This window comes from Streptomyces sp. SP18BB07, assembly GCF_036322545.1.
Lineage (GTDB): Bacteria > Actinomycetota > Actinomycetes > Streptomycetales > Streptomycetaceae > Streptomyces > Streptomyces deccanensis.
Genome location: NZ_JAQYWT010000099.1, coordinates 1 through 300 on the forward strand (window position 1 = coordinate 1; position 300 = coordinate 300).

General features: G+C 46.0%; 1 pseudogene. It reads left to right on the forward strand.

Annotated elements, in window-relative coordinates:
• Positions 1-300: pseudogene (locus tag PUR53_RS47985) on the forward strand (hypothetical protein); the annotation flags it as partial.

The window sequence follows — 300 nt, forward strand, 5'->3', positions numbered from 1 at the left end:
GGGGCCCCCCCACCCCCCCCCCCCCCCCCCAAAAAAAACCCCCCAACCGAAACACCCCCCCCCAACACCAAAAAAAAAAACAAAAACACCACCACCCACAAACAACCCCCCCCCCACCCCACCACCACCCCCCCCCCCACCCCCAAAAAAAAACAAACACACAAAAACAAACAGAAAAAAAAAAAAAAAAAAAAAACACAAAAAAAACCACCCCAACACAAAACAAAAAAAACCCCACCCACAAACCCAAGCAAACATCACTGAAAAAAAGAACAAAAACACAAAAAGATAAGAAAAAGA